This window comes from Blastocatellia bacterium (genome assembly GCA_035275065.1).
Lineage (GTDB): Bacteria > Acidobacteriota > Blastocatellia > UBA7656 > UBA7656 > DATENM01.
The window spans coordinates 14782-29036 of the sequence record DATENM010000078.1 but is presented as its reverse complement, the minus strand read 5'-3'; the positions used below and the strand labels follow the sequence as shown (position 1 = coordinate 29036).

General features: G+C 61.7%; 10 protein-coding genes. 8 read left to right on the top strand and 2 right to left on the bottom strand.

Annotated elements, in window-relative coordinates; translation table 11 throughout:
* Window positions 1-33: 33 nt before the first annotated feature.
* Window positions 34-3507 (bottom strand): glycosyltransferase, encoded by a 3474-nt coding sequence (locus tag VJ464_17780; GenBank protein HKQ06985.1) that lies wholly within the window; start codon window positions 3505-3507, stop codon window positions 34-36.
* 102 nt (window positions 3508-3609) lie between these two features.
* Between VJ464_17780 and VJ464_17775 the strand changes: the two genes are divergently transcribed.
* The 8 genes from VJ464_17775 (at window position 3610) to VJ464_17740 (ending at window position 12876) form a co-directional block, all read left to right on the top strand.
* A complete protein-coding gene (locus VJ464_17775; protein ID HKQ06984.1) occupies window positions 3610-5313 on the top strand; it encodes a glycosyltransferase family 39 protein in 1704 nt (567 codons plus the stop codon).
* Between the two features lie 107 nt (window positions 5314-5420).
* Window positions 5421-7613 carry a serine/threonine-protein kinase gene (locus VJ464_17770; protein HKQ06983.1) on the top strand — a complete coding sequence of 731 codons (2193 nt, stop codon included), beginning with the start codon at window positions 5421-5423 and terminating at the stop codon, window positions 7611-7613.
* Between the two features lie 11 nt (window positions 7614-7624).
* Window positions 7625-8245, top strand: a complete 621-nt coding sequence (locus tag VJ464_17765; GenBank protein ID HKQ06982.1) for a hypothetical protein — start codon at window positions 7625-7627, stop codon at window positions 8243-8245.
* A 46-nt stretch (window positions 8246-8291) separates the two neighbouring features.
* The gene (locus VJ464_17760) at window positions 8292-9266 is read left to right on the top strand and encodes a formylglycine-generating enzyme family protein (protein ID HKQ06981.1); all 975 of its coding nucleotides are present in this window, start codon (window positions 8292-8294) and stop codon (window positions 9264-9266) included.
* A gap of 206 nt (window positions 9267-9472) precedes the next feature.
* The gene (locus VJ464_17755; GenBank protein HKQ06980.1) at window positions 9473-9868 is read left to right on the top strand and encodes a hypothetical protein; all 396 of its coding nucleotides are present in this window, start codon (window positions 9473-9475) and stop codon (window positions 9866-9868) included.
* Window positions 9865-10536, top strand: a complete 672-nt coding sequence (locus VJ464_17750) for a CDP-alcohol phosphatidyltransferase family protein (protein ID HKQ06979.1) — start codon at window positions 9865-9867, stop codon at window positions 10534-10536. The genes VJ464_17755 and VJ464_17750 overlap by 4 nt, the downstream gene beginning before the upstream one ends.
* Before the next feature lie 17 nt (window positions 10537-10553).
* Complete coding sequence (locus tag VJ464_17745; protein ID HKQ06978.1) at window positions 10554-10949, top strand: GtrA family protein; 396 nt, start codon at window positions 10554-10556, stop codon at window positions 10947-10949.
* 70 nt (window positions 10950-11019) lie between these two features.
* Complete coding sequence (locus tag VJ464_17740) at window positions 11020-12876, top strand: glycosyltransferase family 39 protein (protein HKQ06977.1); 1857 nt, start codon at window positions 11020-11022, stop codon at window positions 12874-12876.
* Here VJ464_17740 and VJ464_17735 read toward each other — a convergent pair.
* The gene (locus VJ464_17735) at window positions 12851-14167 is read right to left on the bottom strand and encodes an acetylxylan esterase (protein HKQ06976.1); all 1317 of its coding nucleotides are present in this window, start codon (window positions 14165-14167) and stop codon (window positions 12851-12853) included. The two genes, VJ464_17740 and VJ464_17735, sit on opposite strands and share 26 nt — an antisense overlap.
* Window positions 14168-14255 lie beyond the last annotated feature (88 nt).

Genomic DNA, 14255 nt, shown 5'->3' with positions numbered 1-14255 from the left:
CGCTACACCCGGATGAAATCCGCTCTAGTCACCCTATGCCTTAACGGTCGCCTTGCGCTCCAGCTTGTTCCAACCCACGGCGATGCCGCGCAGCGAGGCGAAGGTTGATTTGATGGCGACGTAATACATCAACTGGCGATAGAAGAATCGCTGTAAGAAAAGCCACACCAGCAGGCGGCGGTTCTCTTTGGGCTCCAGGATGAAGGCGAGCGCCGCCGCCAGAAACTCCATCGTCATGAAAATGGCGTAGTAAAAGAGCGCCCGCTTCAACGAGTCCGCCGAAAATTCCGCCGGGTGCTGCCAGCGGTCTATGGCCGTCATCACCGCCGTCACCAGCATCAGCAGATCCATCGCCGGCGAGATCAGCGGGAAAAGCACCTGGAAGATGAAAACGTTCGGCAGCGCCACAAAGCCCATCGCCCCATAACGCGGGCGGAAGAGCGCGTCCTTGTGCTTCCACGCCGCCTGTAATGTTCCATACATCCAGCGATAGCGCTGCTTGACGAAGCCGCGCACCGTGTCGGGCGCTTCCGTCAACGCCATCGCCTCGTCTTCGTAAGCAATCGAGTAGCCGAGCTTGCGGATGGCCATCGTCAGGTCGGCGTCTTCGGCAAGCGTTTCGTGGGTAAAGCCGCCGGCCTCGTGGACCAGCTCGCGCCGCCACGCGCCGACCGCGCCCGGCACGACCGCGACGCAATTCAAGAGGTTGAAGGCGCGGCGGTCGAGGTTCTGGCTGGTGATGTATTCGAGCGCCTGCCAGCGCGTCAGCAGGTTGATGCGGTTGCCGACTTTGGCATTGCCGGCGACCGCGCCCGTCCGCGGGTCGGCGAAGTGGCGCACCAGCTTGCTGATGGTGTCGCGCGCAAAGATCGTATCGGCGTCCAAGGCGATAACGATCTCGGCTTCGGTATGGGCGACGCCGAAGTTCAGCGCCGCCGGCTTGCCGCCATTCGCCCTGGTGAACAGGCGCACGCGCGGCTCGTCGCCGAAGGCTTCCTTGACGCGGCTGTAGGTGGCGTCTATCGAGCCGTCGTCAACGACGACAATCTCAAAATTCGGCGGGTGATCCGAAGCCAGCAGGGAAGTGATCGTCTGCACGATGACCTTCTCTTCGTTGTAGGCCGGCACGATGACGGCGACCGTCGGGCTGTAACTCGGATCATAAACCGCGCGGCGCTCGCGCCAATGCTCGATGACCGCCAGCGTGCCGATCAGCAACAGCCGCGCGATGCCGAGCGTGATGCCGATCAGGAAGAGCCAGCGGATCAGCTTAATGGAATAATTGATGACATCGAAGGCGGCGCGGTCGGCCATCGCTCGCCACTGCGAGCGCGTGTCGATGAGCGGCATCACTTCGTCGCGTGATTTGCCGAGCAGATCGGAAACCGTGACGAACTCGAAGCCGCGCTTGCGAAGTTCAGCGACCACCCGCGGCAACGCCGCAACGGTCTCAGAGCGATCACCGCCGGCATCGTGCAACAGGATGATGTTGCCGCTCGGGCTACTGGGATCGCCCGCGGCGTCAATGACCGCCTTGACGATGTCGCCGACCTTGTCTTCGCCGGGCCGCGGCGCTACCCAGTCTTTCGGGTCAATCTGCATGCCGACCGTCAGGTAGCCGCGATCAGAGACCGATTCCAGCGGGCGCACTTCGTCGGGCGTCACCGGCTCGGCGTCTTCAGCGTAAGGCGGGCGGAAGAGGTAGGTGCGCCGGCCCACCAGGCTCTCCATCAACACACGCGTCGCCGACAGCTCAAAGCCAAACTGCGCGTTGCTGATGTTGGCGATGTTCGGGTGCGTGAAGGTGTGATTGCCTAGCTCGTGGCCTTCGGCAACTTCGCGGCGGATGAGGTCGGGGTACTGCTCGGCGTTCAGGCCGATGACGAAGAAAGTCGCCGGCGCGTTCGCCTGCTTGAGCGCATCCAGCACCCTCGGCGTCCATTCCGGATCGGGGCCATCGTCGAACGTCAGCGCCAGCTTGCGCGGCACATAGCCATAGCGTTGGATGACGTAAGGCGATGGCATCTGATCGCGGGCGATGTTTTCTGAAGTGATGAGACCGCGCGCCGCGTCGAATTGAATGGCGCGCGCCCCGGCTTGCGGGGCGGCTTCGACGCGCAGGATTTCGCCGCGGCCTTCGTAGTCGAGGTCGTAGCCATAAACCATGTTCGCAAGCTGCGCGGCGGCGTCGGCGTCGAGCGGCAGGTTGCGCCCGAAGAAGCTCCACAGCGAAGGGTCTTCGCTGCCCAGCCGCCAGAGCGCCACGCCGCGCGCCGCAAACGAGCGCGCCACCGCCGCCTGATTGAAAGCCGACACCGCATCCAGCATCCAGATGGTGTGCGACTCGGGCTTGCCCGGCTGATCGTAGCTCACATAACGAAAAGTCGGGTTGAGCGACGCCGGATCCATCTCGATCTGCTCGACTTCGTTTTCGCGGGCGCGGGTCAGCGCTTCCTGAAAGGTCTGGGTTGCCGGCAGCCCGCCTTCCGGCCAATCGTAAGCATAATTACCGATGGCGACGATCATCTTGGCCGCCGGCACATCGCGCTGCCGCATGGTCAGGATGTCTGTGAACCAGTCAATGGCGGCAACCGGCCCGGCATCTTTCGAGGCGTAGTGCTGGTCGTAGACCATGAGGATGACGTAATCGGTCAGCTCCGAAATCCTGGCATAGTTGAACGAGTCGTTATTCGCCGGCAGATTGATGGACAATTCCAGCCCGGCAGGCTGCATGGCGGCGCGCAGCTCTGTGAGGAATTGCAGCAGCGCCGGCTGGCTCTTATCAAGGACGTTTTCGAAATCGATGCTGACGCCTTGCAGCTTATTCGACTGCGCGGTGTCTAAAAGCTGCCCGATGCAGCGCGCCCGCGCCTGCGGGTTAGCGAGCATGGCGTCGAGCTTATCGGCCTCCCAGTCGTTGCCATTGAAGTTGTTGACCATCGCTAAGACGCGGGTGTCGGGCCGCGCCGTGCGGATGAGGCTCAGCGCTTCGCGGTCGGCGTTGAGATAATCCACGTCGCGAGCCATTTCCCTGGTCGTCAGCGCGCCGTCTGGACTTTCAAGGTGCAGCCAGTCGGCAATCACCACATCAAGGCTGATGTCGGGGTTGTTGACAGTGAACTTGAGCGAAGCCGGGCTGGCGTCGTCCCAGGGAACGAAGAAGGCGACGGTCAGCGGGTTGCTCTCAGGCTTCGTGGTCGCGCGGACGCGGACGGCCTGTGCGCGTTTCAAGCGCTCGGCTTCGAGCTTCTGTTTGTAGACGCGCAGGCGGCGCTGCACGGCGGTTTCGATCTTCGGAGCTTCGGGCGGCGGCGGCGCTACACGCCCGCTCAAGTCTTGTTCGGGAAATTTCAGCGGCAGGAGCGCCGGGCTGACCAGGATACTGAGGATCAACGCGCCGAACAGCACAGTCAGCGCCAGTCCGCTTAGATAGACGCCGCGACGCAATCGTGGCCAGCGCTTATTATCTGGGTCGAAAAATACCGGATGCTCACGATTCTTGCTCATACAAGGGGTCAGGCGGATGCTCTCTGAATATTCATGATACACTAATCTTGGATGAGCGGTCAGGCGAAATTTCTTGCCAAAAAACATCTAGCCATCGCGGTAATGTTGACCTTCGTTGCGCTCGGCTTTCGTCTGTTCATCGCGCTCAGGCTGCCGACGGACGAACCGGATGATGGCCGGTTGTATGCGCGCATTGCCAATAACCTGCTCGACCATCACGTCTACACCATCGCCACCGAAGAACCGTTCGAGCCGACCTACATCCGCCTGCCCGGTTACCCGCTATTTCTCGCCGCCGTCTACAAGCTGTTCGGGCACGACAACAACACGGCGGTGCGGGTCATACAGGCGGTCGTAGACACCGTGACCTGCTGGCTGATCGCCTGGCTGGCGCTCGCATGGACGCCGCTTGCCTGGGAGCTTGAAAAACGCCGCCGCGCGCTGCTGATCGCGCTGGCCCTGGCGGCGAGCTGTCCCTATCTGGCGATTTATGTCGCGACCATATTGACTGAGATATGGACGGCCTTCTTTGCGACGCTCTGCGTACTGGCGGCGTCGCTCGGATTGCGCAGCCGGATCACGAAAAAGCAGATTGGGTGGTGGGCGCTGGCGGGCCTGGCAGGCGGCGGCGCGACCAGCTTTCGCCCTGACAGTGGATTGTTTGTCGCCGCAGTCGGCGGCACGCTGGCGCTGGTCGGCCTTGCCCGCGCCTTAAGTCAATGGCGGGCGGCGCGGAAAAGTAATCAACCAGACAAAACGCCGCAGGCTCACAGCGCCGCGCGGCAGGCGCTGGCGAAGACGGTCTTGCAAGGCGCAGTGCTGACGCTCGGCTTTGTCCTGGCGATTGCGCCCTGGACGATTCGCAATGCTCGCGTCTTCGGTGTCTTCATGCCGATTGCCCCGGCGCAGGCCAACATGCCCGACGAGTTCGTGCCGCGCGGCTTCATCCTCTGGCTGAAGACATGGGTGGACGATGTAAAGTACACAGAGACCGTCGAGTGGGCAATGGATGTGCGGGCGATTCACATCGAGCAGATACCTGAAACGGCTTTTGATTCGCCGGATGAACGTGACCGTGTCGCCGCGCTGCTGGCGAGTTATAACAAAGAAGTCGAGCCGCCCGCGCCATCGGCAAAGCCTGAGATCGAAGACGAAGCGGCTGCTCAGCCTGCGCCGCCCGCCGAGGCCGCGCCTGACAACGACGAGACCAATCCATCCGACAATGACGAATCTCCGAGTGATGACGCCGCCAGCAATGACGACGCATCGAACGACGAAGAGCCGCCGGAAGCCGCCGAGCCGCCGAAATTCGAGGGCGAGATGACGCCCGACATTGACGCAGGCTTTATGGAGATTGCCGCCGAGCGCATCCATCGCCACCCGTTGCGGTACTACGTCGTGATGCCTTTGCGCCGCGCCGCCTCGCTGTGGTTCGACACCCACTCGCAGTATTATCCGTTTCAGGGCGAGTTGTTGCCGCTCAAAGACCTCGATAGCGACCTGCACCAGCAATACTGGCTGCCGCTGTTTGCCGGGCTGACCTGGCTCTATACTTTGCTTGCCGCGCTGGGGGCGTGGGTGATGTGGCGCTGGTGCGATTCGCGCCGCTGGCTGCTGATGCTTGCCTTGCTCGTCCTGCCGCGCCTCGCCTTTCTTTCGACGCTCGAAAACCCCGAGCCGCGTTACGTGGTCGAGCTGTTCACCTTCGTCATGGCGGCGGCCAGCCTGCCGTTTGCCGGCCCGGTGTGGAGCGGCGCATTGAGGTGGTTGCGCCGACAATCAAGCGATTCGCCGGCCAGTGGCTGAGTCTCATTTCCTTACCTGAGGGCCGCCAAAACGAATTTGCGGCGCTTGTCTTGAAACGTATTCTCGGCTACTATCACGGCACTTCACAGAGGCTCTGAGGTTCCTCTATGCTCGAAGCCGACACCGTCATCCAGGGGCGCTATCGGATCATCAGCCAGATCGCCAAAGGCGGCATGGGAATCGTTTACCTGGCGCGCGACGAAAACCTCGGCGTCACGGTCGCCGTCAAACAGAACTTTTTCAACGACCAGCGATTAATCGAAGCCTTCAAACGCGAAGCGCGCCTGCTCGCAGGCTTGCGCCACGCTTCACTGCCGCAGGTCAAAGATTACTTCATCAACGAGGTCGGCCAGTTTCTCGTCATGGAGTACATTGCCGGTAACGACCTCGGCGCGATTCTCGAAAAGCGCCAACAAAAGATCGCGCCGGTCGGTAAGCCCAAGCCGTTCGAGGTCGGCGAAGTCGTCCAATGGGCCGAGCAGTTGCTCGACGCCCTGGATTACCTGCACACCTTGCCCGAACCGGTGATTCATCGCGACATCAAGCCGCAGAACCTGAAGCTCGCCGGACGCAATCAAATCATCCTGCTCGACTTCGGCCTGGCGAAAGGCAAGCCCCAGTGGGTGACGCGGGTGACTTCGTCGGGCAGTATTTATGGTTACACGCCGAACTACGCGCCGCTCGAACAGATTCGCGGCTTAGGGACGGACCCGCGCTCGGACCTTTACGGGCTCGGCGCGACACTTTATCACCTGCTGACGGGCGTGCCGCCGGTGGACGCGGCGACGCGGGCCGACGCCTTCATCGGCAACGAGCCGGACCCTTTGCTCGCCGCCAACGAAGTCGCCGCCAACGTGCCGCGCGAGGTCGCGGCGGTGTTGGCGAAAGCCTTGGAACAGCACCGCAACCAGCGGCCCGCGTCGGCGGCGGAAATGTTAGAGCTGCTGCGCACCGCTAAGCTCTCGACCGTGATTGATCGCCCCGCCGGTGAGAATACCGAGATCACGCCGGTGGTCGAGTTTGCGGCCCGCGAAGAAGACGCCTGGCTGCCGACAGAGATCGGGCTCAGTAAACAGGCCGAACAGGAGGAGCGCGAAGCGCAGCAGGAAGCCGAAAGCCGCCGACGCGCCGAGCAGGAACACCGCGCCACAGAAGCCGCCACCTTAGCCTTTGACCAGGAGCGGCAAACGCGAGATGCGGCGGCCATGCAGCCGTCTGAAGAGCGGTTGCAGGAGCCGCAGGCCAAAGCGCGCATTGCGACAGAAAGCAAAGCCGCGCGCCATTGGAAAGCGGCGCTCGCCGTCATCGCCGGGGTGGCGCTGCTGGCGGTGTTGGCCTGGGCAATCGTCAACGGGCTGGGCAAATCGAATAAGCCAAAAGCGGGCGACGAGGCTGACGACGGGTCGGGCGGCACGACACCGGCGCGATTGAAAGCCGGCGTCCGGGCCATTCCCAACAAAGTCTACGAAGTGTCGTTCAGCGATGATGGCCGGCTGCTCGCCTCTGCGGGCGAAGAGGCGGTTGTCCGCTTATGGCAGACGGACGGCGAGAAGCAGTTGGCCGGTCGCGGCGGCGTCGGCAAGTGCGTGGCAGTGAGTCCCGATGGCGCCACACTGGCTTCAGGCAGCAGCGACAACGTGATTCTTTTGTGGCGCGCCAGTGACGGGCAGGCGCTGAAAACGCTGACCGGCCATTCGGATCGTATCTTCAGCATTGGCTTCAGCCCCGATGGGCAGACGCTCTTTTCCGCGAGCGACGACAGGACGGTCCGGCTCTGGCGCGTCAGCGATGGCGGCTTAATCAAGACCGTGAGCACGCCGGAGAAAGGCTACCTGATCGTCACGGTCAGCCCGGATTTGCGGCTGGTCGCTTACTACCGCCCGGGCAGCCCCTTCAAGCTGTGGTCGCTCGAAGCGAATAGCCAGGTGCGACTGCTCAAAGGCAAGGTGCCGGAGGTGTACTGCGGCGCGTTCAGCCGCGACGGGCAAGTGCTGGCGCTCGGCAGCACGAGTGGCGAGGTGCAGTTGTGGCGCGTCAGCGATGGCCGTCTGCTACAATCACTAGGCGAGTTTAAAGCGCGTGTGAATAGCATCGCTTTCAGTGCCAACGGCAAGCTGCTGGCCGCCGGCTTCGACAACGGCACGATTCGGCTCTGGCGCGTCAGCGGCGGCGAATTTCTCGTCCGGCTCCCGGGCCACACGGAATCGGTCAACAGCGTGTCGTTCAGCGCCGATGGCCGCACGCTGGCCTCGGGCAGCGACGACAACACGGTGAGGATATGGGAAATCGCCGAGAATTAATGAGGCAGCACATGATTCGACAGAGAGACGTTATCGTTATGTTTACCGCGACAGCGACCGTGCTCAGCTTCCTGCTGATGCTTGCGCCGCCGGCGGCGATGAGTCGGCAAGTCGGCGTCAAAGCGCCGCCGTCCAGGCCGAAGACGGTGGAAGCCTCAGAGTCCGCGCCGAGAATAACGAAGGTACCCGCCAGAAAGACGCCTGCGCCAAAGACGACGAAATCAACGATTGATGAGCGGTTCATCGCGACCTACCCGGTGCTATCTCGGATAGGCACCTACAAGGCTCCGCCTTACCCCAAGAATGCATACACGGACCGGGAAACTTATGACTACCGCATTCACTACAAAGCTCCCGTTCCGGCAACACTGCCCGATGTTCTCGTTTGTGACATCTGGCAAAGGATCACACAGGACCTCAAGCTGAACGTGAGCCCCAAAGACGTTTCAGAAGCAACGATCAGCGAGGCGATGAATATTTATTTGAAGCGCGACTGGCGCCCCATTGCCGGTTATCGGCCCTGGACGCACTGGAACTTCATTCGCGGGCTCGACGCGGCTGAGCGCGAGGCGCTGGCGAAAGAGATTACAGAATACATCGAAAAAAATGGCGTCAGAGACGTAAAAAAATAAGGGACGTGCAAACGATCAAGTGGTTGCTGGTAGAAGAACGAATCGGATGAAGCCACCGGGGGAAAAAGAAAGACTCGACGAACATCCCGAATACGGCGAAACGCTGGCGCGGCGACAGGCCATGCTGCAAGAGGCCGAGCGCATCCACCGAAGCTGGGAATCTGGGCAGCGCAAGACGACGCGAATCAGGATCGGCATCGCTCTGGCCTGGTTCATCGTGATTATTCTGGCCGTCGCCTTCTTCGCAAGACGAATCAACATGCCTTCGGCCATTCCGCCGCCCACCGGCACGCCGATTACAACAGGCAGTCCGCAAGCCGTCAGCCCCGCGCCGCTCAACGCCGATAACGGTGCGCTCGACGCGCTGCGCGCCAGCTTCGTGCAGATACCCGCCGGCGAGTTTCTGATGGGCGCGGAAACCGCCAGCCCCGCCGAAAAGCCTGTGCATCGTGTGCGGCTCAGCCAATCATTCGAGATGAGCAAATACGAAATCACTCAGGCGCAGTGGGAAGCGGTGATGGGAAACAATCCCAGCTATTTCAAAGGCGGCAACCGCCCGGTCGAGCAGGTGTCATGGTATGACGCGCAGGAGTTCATCGAAAGATTGAACGCGCTCGATGACGGCTACACCTACCGATTGCCGACCGAAGCTGAGTGGGAATACGCCTGTCGCGCCGATAGTAAGGGAGATTACGCCGGCAACCTCGACGCCATGGCATGGGTTGATAGCAACTCGGAGAACATGACCCACCCGGTCGGCGCGAAGCAAGCGAACGCCTGGGGCCTGTACGACATGCATGGCAACGTCTTCGAGTGGTGCCACGATTGGTATGACCAGGATTACTACGCGCAGAGTTCTGACGTTGATCCGCTGGGTCCGGCGTCGGGCTCGTTCCGTGTGAAGCGCGGCGGCGGCTGGATGTTTCCCGGCAGCTTTGCGCGCTCGGCGGCGCGCGACCTTTTCGCGCCGGCCTACCGCTTCAACTACGTCGGCTTCCGCCTGGTAAGAACGCGCCGCTGATGTGGCGCAAGGCGGTTAGCTTGCGCTCGGATTTGCGCAAGCTAACCGCCTTGCGCCACATTGCAAGTGATGGCTTTTTACTGCGCCTGCCTTTAGCCACCCATCAAATTATCGTCATTTTTCGCGCTTTTTCAGGTCTTTTCCGCGTTTGGTGTCATGGCACTGGCCTTGCACTTAGCCATAGCGGTGTTTGTTGCGGAGACTGTATGGCAGTTGCCGAAAGCATGATTAATGTTCAAGACGCCCGCACCGTGGCGGTCAAAGCCTGCGCGGCATGCAGCGGTCAGTTGCTCGAAAGCGATTGCTTCTGCCGCTGGTGCGGCAGCCTCCAAGCCGAGGCGGCGAGCGACCGGTCTGCCGCGGCGCGTTACACCACGTCGTTGCTCGTTGGAGCGAAAAGTAATCTCTACCACCGTGTTTCGGGGCCGCTGGTCAGTACGATGGTCGCGGGCGTGGCCAGTGGCGGGCCGGGCGAGCCGGGGCGCTGGATGCGCCGCTGCCTGATGGCGGTGATCTCGCTGCCGATCTGGCTGATGATCGTCTTGCTGTCGCCGCTCGACGCTTACGCAGCGGCAAAGAATTTGTTGAGGGACAATCAATGACTACCAGTGCTGAGTTCAAGAGTGCGCCGCGCTTACAGACAAGCTTGACCGCGGGTGTAGAGCGTCGGGCGCTCAATTACCTTGCGGCGCGCTTGCCGCGGCGGGTCAATTCTGATCACCTGACGTTGCTCGGCCTCCTGGCGATGATCGCCGCCGGCGTTTGTTACGCGGCAGCGCGGTGGTGGCCGCCGGCCATGCTGCTGGTCAATTTGTTGCTGGTCGTCAACTGGTTCGGCGACAGCCTCGACGGCACGCTGGCGCGGCTGCGCAACCGGCAGCGCCCGCGCTACGGCTTCTACGTTGACCACATCGTTGACGCGCTCGGCATTCTGGCAATTATCTGTGGCCTCGGCCTGTCGGGCTATATGAGCTGGCTTGTGGCGCTGGCCTTTCTGGTCACCTACTTCCTGCTGGCCATAGACGTTTATCTGGCGACTTATACCATCGGCGCGTTCCGCATGGCTTACTGCAAGCTCGGCCCCACAGAGCTGCGCATCCTGCTGGCCATCGGCAACGTCGCGGCCTTTCTGCACCCGCGCACGCGACTGTTCGGCGATCAATTGCTGTTCGACGTTTCGACGCTGGTCGCCACCGCTGTGCTTGCCGTCATTACGATCACTTCAATCGCGCGCAACACGGCGACGCTCTATCGCGCCGAACGCGTTTGACCGGCGGGAGCCGCACTTTGTCCGAAGCGAAAACCGTCTTGCAACGTTGGGCCAGATTCAGCGCCGTCGGCGCGACCGGCATACTTGTGCAAGCCATGGCGCTCGCCGCCTTCCTGCACCTCTTCAATCTGCATTATCTGGCGGCGACGGCGCTGGCGGTCGAAGCGAGCGTGCTGCACAACTTCGTCTGGCATCGCCGCTGGACGTGGCGCGACCGGCGGCAGGCGCGCGGGCTGGCCATGCTGGTGCGCTTCAACCTGACGAGCGGCGCGCTATCGCTTGTCGGCAACCTGCTGCTGATGGCCGTCTTCGTCGGCGGCATGAAATTAAACGCGCTTGTCGCCAACATGATTACCATCGCCATCTGCTCGCTCATCAACTTCGTGCTTGCCGACCGCTTCGTCTTCGTTTGAGTCGCCCGCCACAGCTTGCCTTGGCGAAACCGTTGGAGCGAGGCGGCGCTAATTTGCTATAAACCTGTGGATGCGACAGCGGACTCAACTCTTCGTGCTCATCGGTCTGTGGGCCGCCATCTATTTCATCAACGCGCCCGCGCCACCGGCTCTGCTCGACGACGCCGACACCGTTCACGCGGAAGCGGCGCGCGAGATGGCCGAATCCAACAACTTTGTCACGCTTTACGCCAACCGGGTTCGTTATCTCGAAAAAGCGCCGCTGATGTACTGGCTGGTCGCGCTGGCTTACAAGCTGTTGGGCGTCGGCGAATTCGCCACACGCCTGCCGGTGGCGCTCGGCGCGCTCGCCCTGACGCTGGCGGTCTATTTTTTCGGCAAGCATTTCTTTAATCGTCAGGCGGGATTTTATGCGGGCCTCGCCATCGCTTCATGCGTCGGCATCTTTTTATTCACGCGTGTGCTGTGGCCCGACGTGCTGCTGACCTGCTTCATCACGATGGCCTTTTATTGCTTCCTGCGCGCCGGCGAAAGCGACGTGGTGAATGGGCGGTGGGCTTATGGCATTTATGCCTTCGGGGCGCTCGGCGTGCTGACGAAAGGGCTGGTCGGCGCGGCTTTCCCGGCCATCATCATCGCCGCCTATATGCTGGTGACCGGCGAGATTCGCCGCCTGTTTCAATATCGCTTGCTCAGCGGCACGCTGCTCTTTCTGTTGATTGCCGCGCCGTGGCACATTGCCGCCGGCTTGCGGAACCCCGGCAGCTTGATGATCGGGACGCCGAGCCCGACACAGGGGCGCGGCTTCTTCTGGTTCTACTTCATGAACGAGCATTTTCTGCGCTACGTCGGCAAGCGCTACCCCGTAGATTATGATACCGTGCCGTTGGCGCTGTTTCTCGCCTTGCATCTCGTCTGGCTCTTTCCGTGGAGTTTCTTTTTGCCGCTCGCGGTGAAGAATGTCGCTGGCATCTTCCAGCAAGGGCGCATCGCGTCGCTGTGGCGAACCGCGTTTGATCGCGAGCGGCGCACGCTGTTGTTTCTCGCCCTGTGGGCGGTGCTGATTATTCTCTTCTTCTGCTTTTCGACGACGCAGGAGTATTACACCATGCCTTCGTATGCGGCGTTCGCGCTGCTGATCGGCCATGCGCTTGCGAAAGCTGAAGGCGGATGGCAAGCGGCGCGCGGCAAGCGTTGGTTGACGGTCACGCAGATGATGCTGACGCTTCTCGGCCTGACTATTTTCATCATCGGCGTTGTTGTCTATGTGAAGACGCGCAGCCTGGCGGTCAATGGCGACCTGGCTTCGACGCTGACGCGCAACCCTGAGGCGTATGCGCTGTCGCTCGGTCACGTGCTCGACCTGACGCCGCAATCGCTCGCCGCTTTGCGATTGCCGGTCATCGGCACGACCTTAGCCTTTGGCGTCGGCACCCTGGCGGCGCTGCTGTTCAGGCGCAAAGCGTGGCACGCGGCGGCCAACCTTGCGCTCGCCGTGATGATGGCCGTCTTCTTCTTCTGTGCGCGGCTGGCGCTCGTGCAGTTCGAGCCGTACCTGTCATCGCGTCCGCTTGCCGAGGCGATCAACGGCGCGATTAAAGACGGCGACATGATCGTCATCAACGGCGAGTATGAAAGCGGCTCGTCTGTCAATTTCTACACCCGCCGGCAGGTCTTCATTCTCAACGGGCGCGCGGCAAATCTTGAATATGGCTCATACTTCAATGACGCGCCGCAAATCTTTCTGGATGACGACGCCATTCGCAGCCGCTGGCGCGAAGGCGGGCGCATCTTCCTGGTCACCGACGCGGCCCAGCTCGACGAGTTGAAGCGCACGCTTGCGGCTCCGGTCTTCACGTTCGCCGAAGCAGGCGGCAAGCTGGTGCTGACCAATCAAGAAGCTAGCGGCGCGCCACCGGCCCTTTGATGTAGCGGCTGGCAAACGCCAGAAAGGTCGGCCAGTTCGGGCCGGTCGTATGCCCGCCGCTGTGCTGGCGAAAAGCCACGTCGCCATCAATGAGCGCGGTTTCCATCGGCGGCAATTCGCTTGTCGCCAGCCCTCTCTTGCCCAGCAGCCTGTAGACCGGCCCGGCCTCGACCGCCGCCATAAACATGCCTTTCGCGTCCACCCAGCCGCCTTCGACCGCGGGTGAGCCGACGCTGATGAAGACCGGGCGCGGGGCGCAGAGCCCGATCAGCTCATGCGAATCAACGGGCAGGTCGTTAGCGGTCAGCGGCCCTGCGTACTTGATGAAGTTGCCGGCCATCCAGTGATATTCACCCGACCCGGCGACGTTCTCGACCAGCTCGCCAAAGTTGCGGCGGTGCAGCTTGGCGCCGCCCTCGCCGGATGAGCCGATAAAGCCGATGGCGAAACGCGGATCATAAGCCATTGTCACCAGCGCCGCTTTGCCGTAGCGCGACAAGCCTTCGATGCCGACCTGTTTGGCGTCTACAGACTTGTCGGTTTCGAAATAATCGAGGGCGCGGCTCGCCCCCCAGGCCCAGGCGCGCAATGCGCCCCAATCATCCGGCTTGCGCGGCTGCCCTTTGTTGCACAGCCCGATGATGCCACGCGTCAATCCAGCGCCGTTGTCGGCTTGATAGCTAGTGGGAATGATGATGGCATAGCCCCAGCCTTTGGCGAGAAGCTGTTGTTGCCAGCTGGGCGCATTGCTGCCGGGCGGCGGGCCGCCGGCAAATCGGCCTGTGAAGCCGAATTCCATCATCAACGGCACCGGGCCGGTCGCGTTTGCCGGCGTGGTCAAGGTCAACTGAATGTCTACGGTAATCAGCGGGTAGGCGGAATTGTCTACGTGGCCGACGAGTTGTTTGGTGATGACCGGCACGTCGTATTTGACTTCGCGGTTTGTGGTGAGTACTTCCCACCGGACTTTGGGCGCATTGGTAGGAACGCGGCCATAGATTTCTCTGTCGAAATCCTCGACGATTTCAGCGCGCCGTTGATTCCACCAGAGCTTTGCCGTCGTCACCCGCTTGCCGTTCTTCATCGCCAGCGGGTCGGGTAGCTTCGGGTAAGGATTGGCTTTCGATTCATCATAGTTGACGGCGTTCGGCGCGTTCGGTTTATTGGGGTCCGCGCCCGGCCTGAGCGAGGTGATATGCAGCAGCTCCATCATTCGCTGATGATCCTGTTGCGCCGTCATCTCGACTGGCGCAGGCAGGCTGCGTGCGTCCTGCGACGAGCCGGCAATCATCTTATGAGCGTGAACCGCGCCGGCGCATAGACAAAAGAATCCCAACAAAACAACGGCCTGCGTTTTCATCAGCCCTCCCTGGCTCTTT

Bases quoted from the DNA above. Each gene is read 5' to 3' on its own strand.
- VJ464_17780 (HKQ06985.1), bottom strand. From the start codon at position 3,507: ATGAGCAAGAATCGTGAGCATCCGGTATTTTTCGACCCAGATAATAAG.
- VJ464_17775 (HKQ06984.1), top strand. From the start codon at position 3,610: ATGTTGACCTTCGTTGCGCTCGGCTTTCGTCTGTTCATCGCGCTCAGG.
- VJ464_17770 (HKQ06983.1), top strand. From the start codon at position 5,421: ATGCTCGAAGCCGACACCGTCATCCAGGGGCGCTATCGGATCATCAGC.
- VJ464_17765 (HKQ06982.1), top strand. From the start codon at position 7,625: ATGATTCGACAGAGAGACGTTATCGTTATGTTTACCGCGACAGCGACC.
- VJ464_17760 (HKQ06981.1), top strand. From the start codon at position 8,292: ATGAAGCCACCGGGGGAAAAAGAAAGACTCGACGAACATCCCGAATAC.
- VJ464_17755 (HKQ06980.1), top strand. From the start codon at position 9,473: ATGGCAGTTGCCGAAAGCATGATTAATGTTCAAGACGCCCGCACCGTG.
- VJ464_17750 (HKQ06979.1), top strand. From the start codon at position 9,865: ATGACTACCAGTGCTGAGTTCAAGAGTGCGCCGCGCTTACAGACAAGC.
- VJ464_17740 (HKQ06977.1), top strand. From the start codon at position 11,020: ATGCGACAGCGGACTCAACTCTTCGTGCTCATCGGTCTGTGGGCCGCC.
- VJ464_17735 (HKQ06976.1), bottom strand. From the start codon at position 14,167: ATGATTGCCGGCTCGTCGCAGGACGCACGCAGCCTGCCTGCGCCAGTC.